The organism is Mycobacterium sp. 852002-40037_SCH5390672, assembly GCF_001665875.1.
Taxonomy (GTDB): Bacteria; Actinomycetota; Actinomycetes; order Mycobacteriales; family Mycobacteriaceae; genus Mycobacterium.
The window spans coordinates 1-6,276 of sequence record NZ_LZTA01000013.1; the positions used below are offsets into that span (position 1 = coordinate 1).

4 protein-coding genes are annotated in these 6,276 nt (G+C 64.5%); 1 reads left to right on the plus strand and 3 read right to left on the minus strand.

Annotation, left to right across the window (positions count from 1 at the left end):
• A partial coding sequence (locus A5782_RS03010) for a molybdopterin oxidoreductase family protein (RefSeq protein WP_156623772.1) occupies positions 1 to 2,455 on the minus strand: 2,455 nt, incomplete at its 3' end.
• Between the two features lie 328 nt (positions 2,456 to 2,783).
• Here A5782_RS03010 and A5782_RS03015 point away from each other — a divergent pair.
• Positions 2,784 to 3,251 carry an LppP/LprE family lipoprotein gene (locus tag A5782_RS03015; protein ID WP_067094942.1) on the plus strand — a complete coding sequence of 156 codons (468 nt, stop codon included), beginning with the start codon at positions 2,784 to 2,786 and terminating at the stop codon, positions 3,249 to 3,251.
• 79 nt (positions 3,252 to 3,330) lie between these two features.
• Here A5782_RS03015 and A5782_RS03020 read toward each other — a convergent pair whose 3' ends face one another.
• Positions 3,331 to 5,283 carry an acyl-CoA dehydrogenase gene (locus A5782_RS03020; RefSeq protein WP_067094939.1) on the minus strand — a complete coding sequence of 651 codons (1,953 nt, stop codon included), beginning with the start codon at positions 5,281 to 5,283 and terminating at the stop codon, positions 3,331 to 3,333.
• 112 nt (positions 5,284 to 5,395) lie between these two features.
• Positions 5,396 to 6,276, minus strand: an 881-nt coding sequence (locus tag A5782_RS03025) for an ABC transporter permease (RefSeq protein WP_156623771.1), incomplete at its 5' end; no start/stop codon positions are given.

Sequence of the window (6,276 nt, forward strand, 5' to 3'; positions counted from 1 at the left end):
GGCCGTCCACCCACAGCCTGGTGCTGGAATCGAACGGTGCGCTGGGCGGCAGGGCGGGCACCCCGCGGGCGCCGCGACCGGCGTCTGAGCGAAGTCCGGACAGCATGCCGGCCAGATATGAGCGGCCGCGCTCGTCGAATTCCGGCCTGGGTTGTGTTGTCACACCGAGCAATTCGCCGAGAGCGTCGACTTGTGACACGCTGATTTCTCGTACCTCCATGGGTGCGGATTCTGGTGTGTCGGTGGGTGCCGGGACCTCTGCGCCCGAATCGGGTTGAGACACGGCAATCTTCGTCAGCGTGACGGCGCACGCCTTGAATTCCGGTTGGCTCGAGATGGGATCGACCGCATCGCTGGTGACGGCGTTGATCGACAAGTATTCGCCGAAAGTGTCGTTCCAGTGGAAGGGCGCGAAGCAGTTACCGGGCCGCACCCGGTCACTGATGACGGCGGGCAGCACGGCACGGCCGCGGCGGGAAGCTATTTCGATCTGATCGTCGTCGGCGATGTGCAGGCGGGCGGCGTCGTCGGGGTGGATCTCGATGAACGGACCGGGATTGAGCTTGTTGAGTTTGGCGACCTTGCCGGTCTTGGTCATGGTGTGCCATTGGTGTGGCAGACGACCGGTGTTCAGCAGGTACGGGTAGTCGTCATCGGGCATTTCCTCGGGCAGCAGGTGTGGGCGGGCGAAGAACACCGCACGGCCCGTCGGCGTAGGGAAGGCCAACCGCGGCACGCTGCCGTCCTCGCGGACCAGCTGGGTCTGGCTGACACCGTCATTGAGATAACGGATGGGGTTGCGGTCTGCATCGCCCTCCGGTGCGCACGGCCACTGCAGCGGGCCCTCACGCAGCCGCTCGTAGCTGACGCCGCGCAGGTCATAACCGGTCTTGGGGTTCCAGAACCGCTTGATCTCGTCGAATACTTCCTCGGCGCAGTTGTAGCTGAATGCCTCCGAAAAGCCCATCTCGCAGGCGATGCGGGCGATGATCTGCCAGTCCGGCAAAGCGTGGCTCGGCGCCTGGACCGCCGGCTGGAACAACGTCATGTTGCGCTCGGAATTGACCATGACCCCTTCGGACTCTGTCCACAGGGTTGCGGGCAACAGCACATCGGCGTATTCGTTGGTCTCGGTCTCCAAAAACGCGTCCTGGGCCATCACCAATTCGGCGCGCTCGAGTCCGGCCAGTACCGTCTTCCGATTGGCCACGGAGGCAACGGGATTGGTGCAGATTATCCAGCACGCCTTGATCTGTCCGTCGGCCATCCGGGAGAACATGTCGATGGTGCCGCTGCCGACGTCGGTGCGTAGCGTCCCGCGGGGGATGCCCCAAAGCTTTTCGACGAACTCTCGGTCGTCGTCCGATGCCACCGAGCGCTGACCCGGCAATCCCGGCCCCATGTAACCCATCTCGCGGCCGCCCATCGCGTTGGGTTGGCCGGTGAGGGAAAAGGGGCCGCTGCCCGGCTTGCAGATCGCGCCCGTGGCCAGGTGCAGGTTGCAGATGGCGTTGGTGTTCCAGGTGCCGTGGGTGCTCTGGTTGAGGCCCATCGTCCAGCAGCTCATGAAATTCTCGGCTTCGCCGATCATTTGAGCCGCTTTGCGGATGTCCTCTTCCGGGATACCGGTCACCGAGCTGACCATCTCGGGGGTGTACTGCTCCAGGAAACTGGGCATCACGTCCCAGCCCTCGGTGAATTCGGCGATGAAATCGGGGTCGGTGTGGCCGTTCTCGACGATCAGGTGCAGCAGTCCGTTGAGCAGTGCCAGATCCGATCCGGGCGCGATCTGCAGGAACAGATCGGCCTTGTCGGCGGTCGCGGTGCGACGGGGGTCGACGACGATCAGCTTTGCGCCGGCCTTGACCCGCTCCATCATCCGCAAGAACAGGATGGGATGGCAGTCGGCCATGTTGGCACCGATGACGAAAAAGACGTCGGCACACTCGAAGTCTTGGTATGACCCGGGCGGTCCGTCCGCGCCCAGTGAGAGCTTGTAACCAGAACCCGCGCTGGCCATGCACAGTCGCGAGTTCGACTCGATCTGGTTGGTGCCGATGAAACCCTTGGCCAGCTTGTTCGCCAGATACTGCGCCTCGATGGACATCTGGCCGGACACATACATCGCGAAGGCGTCCGCGCCGTGTTCATCGATGATCGCCCGTAACCGCTTCGCGCACTGGGTGATCGCCCTGTCCATGTCGACGGGCTCGAGTGGCTCGCCGCGATCGGCCCGCGCGTGCGCCGAATCCATCCGGCCCGGTGCGCCGAGCATGTCCGCGGTGGTAGCACCCTTCGTGCACAGCCGGCCGAAGTTGGCGGGATGTTCTTTGTCCCCAATCGACTTGGCGACGTGACCGCGGCCCGTTTCCGGGTCCGTTGTGATCTGCAACACCAAGCCGCAACCGACGCCGCAGTAAGCGCACATGGTGTTCACGGCGTTCTCAGGCGCCATGGACTCCCTGGTCACGCTTACGTCCCTCCGTCGAGTGCGTACGAGTTAGCTCCGTATCGAGTGAGTTGATTGTGGAGCAGGCATGTTTCGGCATCGCTGCCCGAAATTTCCCCCGGTTTACTTCTTCCTCTCAACGGCCGATACGCCGATGTGAAATCGCCGGGGAATTCACGGCTGTGGATCGCGTTACCGCAGGTCACCGTTGACCGGTCGCTCCGTTCGAGGTTACGCACGACGCCCCGTGAAACGCTTCTCAGAACGGGGTTTTTGACCAAACCGATGGGACATTCACAGTCTTCGCTAAGCTCACCGCGTGCGTCAGCTCATTGTGATCTGTCTGGTTTTGCTGGCCTCCGGCTGCGGCTGGAAGCCGACCGCGCCACCGCAGGCCCGACCCGATACCTGCAAGGCCACCGACGGGCCGACGGCCGACACCGTGCGCCAGGCCATCACCGCGGTTCCCATTGCCATCCCCGGCACCATCTGGGTCGAGATGGGTCGGGGGCACACCCGGAATTGCCGGTTGTACTGGGTGCAGATCATCCCGACGATCGCGAGCGAATCAAGTCCCCAACAGCTGCTCTTCTTCGACCACAACAGGCCGCTGGGTAGCCCCACGCCGAACCCGAAGCCGTATATCACCGTGCTGCCGCCCTCGGATGACACCGTCACCGTTCAGTACCAGTGGCAGAAGGGAAATGACCAGCTGTGCTGTCCCACCGGAATCGGAACGGTCAAGTTCCGGGTCGGTTCAGATGGCAAGCTGCAAACCCTTGGCAAGGTTCCGAATCAATAACGTTTCAGGCCAATGACTTTCTTGCGCACCGCGGCTTCGCCTGGCCGGCAGGGTCAGGACACGATCGCCGATCAGGCGGTCAGCCAGTGACGGCCTCGGACAGGTTCTCCGGGTGCAGCATCTCGACGTAACGCAGCCGCTCCGGGACCCCGAAACCGTCGACCAGCGTCTCGGCGTGCGGGCGCAGCGCGCGGCAACGGTCGTTGATTCCCCGGGTGACCGCCTTGGCGCGTTCGGTGGACAGGTAGCGGTGCTCGATGTACCAGGCCTTGTCGTCCTCGATGACCGACAGCGCGTACAGGTCGCACAAGATGCCGAGTAGTTCGCGGGCCTGCTCGTCGGGGCACGCGTCGATCCCGGCGACGAATGCCTCCAGGATGACTCGATCGATGTGCGCGCCGGCCGCATGCAACACATGATCCTGCACCGAGTTGAACGCGTCGAATGCCGACATCTCTTTGGATTTGGCCTGTAGCCGGCGGGCCACCGACGCCAGCAGATACTCCTCGCGGTCCTCGAACATCGTGATCTGGGTGCCGCGGTTGAACAGGCTGCCCTCTTCCTCGCTGTCTTGCCGGGCATCCACGATCGTTTGGATAATCGCTTCTGCGGCAGTGCGTTTGACGACACGTTCGCCCACGGTGCTGGCGGCGAAGCGCACCCATTCGACCGGACTCATGCTCTTGATGTCGTCGGCGTAGGCCGTGAGCAGTTCCTTGGCCACCAATTGGGTCAGCACGTGGTTGTCGCCCTCGAATGTGGTGAAAACGTCTGTGTCGCCGCGCAGCCCGATCAGCCGGTTCTCGGCCATATAACCCGCGCCACCGCACGCTTCGCGGGACTCTTGGATCGCCCGGCTGGCATGCCAGGTGTTGGCGGCCTTCAACCCGGCGGCACGCGCTTCGAGTTCGCGCTGCTCGTCGGCGTCGGGCGCGTCCGCGCTCTGGACGTCATGACATTTGCCGACCAACTCGTTCTGCGCGAACTGCAGCGCGTATGACTTCGCAATCAACGGAAACAGTCGCCGCTGGTGCACCAGGTAGTCCATGATCAGCACTTCGCCGCTGTCGTCGGGTGCGCTGAACTGCCTGCGTTGCAACGCATATCGGGTAGCGATATCCAGCGCGACGCGTCCGGCCGCACCGGCGCTGCCGCCCACCGTGATACGGCCGCGGACCAGGGTGCCCAGCATGGTGAAGAACCGGCGGTTGGGGTTCTCGATCGGCGAACTGTACGTGCCGTCGGCCGCGACGTCGCCGTATTTGTTCAACAGGTTGACCCGCGGGACGCGGACATGGTCGAACACGATGCGGCCGTTGTCGACACCGGGCAGGCCGCCCTTGTATTCGCAGTCCGACGTGGTGACTCCGGGCAGGTCGTTGCCGTCCTCGTCGCGGATCGGAACCAGGACGCAGTGCACGCCGTGATTGACCGGCTCGCCGTCTTCGCTGGTGATCAGTTGGGCGAAAACCGCTGCCATGGTTGCGGTTTCGGCGGCCCCACCGATGTAGTCCTTGCGGGCCGAGGGGGTGGGGGAGTTGATGACGAACTCTTGAGTCTGCGGGTCGTAGGTCGCGGTGGTCTCCAGCGACTGCACATCGCTGCCGTGTCCGGTCTCGGTCATCGCGAAACAGCCGCGCAGCTCCAGGCTGATGATCTTGGGCACGTAGACCTCATGGTGGCGCTCGGTGCCCAGGTTCTCCACGGCCCCGCCGAACAGGCCCCACTGCACGCCGGCCTTCACCATCAAGGACAGGTCCGACATCGCCAGCATCTCGATCATGGTGATCGCCGCACCGACGTCGCCGGTGCCGCCGTGTTCTTTCCGGAAACTGTCGGCAGCCGCACCGAACGCCGCCATGATCCTCATCTGCTCCGCCACCTTGGTGCGGGCGATCACGGTGTTCGGGGTGTAGTGCGGGCGGAACAGGTCCTCGGTGAGCGTGGCCCTCATCCGGTTTCTCACATCGCGCCAGCGCCCGTCCAAGGCGTTGCGCAGATAGTCGGCAGTGCTAGTCGTCTCAGGCGCCATAAGCCGACAGTAACGGGCGGTCAGCGTCGCGGCGAACAACGACGACAGTTCATGTCGCCGAACGAAACTTCGCGGCGGCCGCCGCCCCGGGGCGCACGACCGCGAGCACGCCTCAGCCCTGGCGGCGAGGGGGCTCTTGCGGCTTGCGATCGTGGGACGGGTGGCGACTTTCGCCGAGGGGTGACCGCAATCGGTACAGCGTGAACCCGGCGGCGATGACACCGAATAGCACGAGCATCCCCATGTCGAACACCCACCAGCCGCTGTAGTGAGTCCATGTCACGGCGTTGGCGGCCAGCGAGTCGACCCTGCGCAGATTCGCGGTGGACGCCGTGGCCGCGAAGCCCCACTGGGCCGGGACGAACCAGCTGATCTGCTGCAGGCCCCACCGGCTCACCAGCTGCACCAGGCTCCCGTTGAACAGCGCAGCTGCCAGGATCACCGGAACCACCAGCGGCAGGACTTCGCGCAGTGACTTCCCCAGCGACGACAGCCCCAGGCCGATGACCGCGGACACGATCGCGGTGACGGCCACACCGACGTAGAGCTCGGCGGTGGCGTTGTGCAGCAAGACGGCACCGTTCCCCGGCCCGCCCTTGACCGCGATGACGATCGCGAATACGACGGCCGTCCAGACGGCGGCGGCCAGGCCGTAGACCGTGATCTTGGCGGTGAGGTAGGCCGGTGCGGACAGCCCGAGCTCTTGCTCGCGCCGGAAGATGCGATGTTCGCAAACCAACGCGCGGATGGTCAGAGCCGTGCCGATGATCACCGCGGCGACGTTGAAGGCTGCCAGGACCTCGATGGCTTCGTGCGCATTGGGGCTGCTGGGGCCGGGTCGCGCCAGGCCCGAATCGCCCGGAATCAGCAGTGTCAGCCCCGCCAGGACGAAAGGCAGGACCGCCAGGAACGCAAAGTAGATGGGATTGCCGAGGAGCAGGCGAACCTCCCGCCGGGCCAGCAACCGAATTTGCCGGATCCTGGACAGCCTGG

What these genes read in the sequence shown, in the direction of transcription:
- A5782_RS03020 (WP_067094939.1), bottom strand. Translation starts at nt 5,283, where the DNA reads ATGGCGCCTGAGACGACTAGCACTGCCGACTATCTGCGCAACGCCTTG.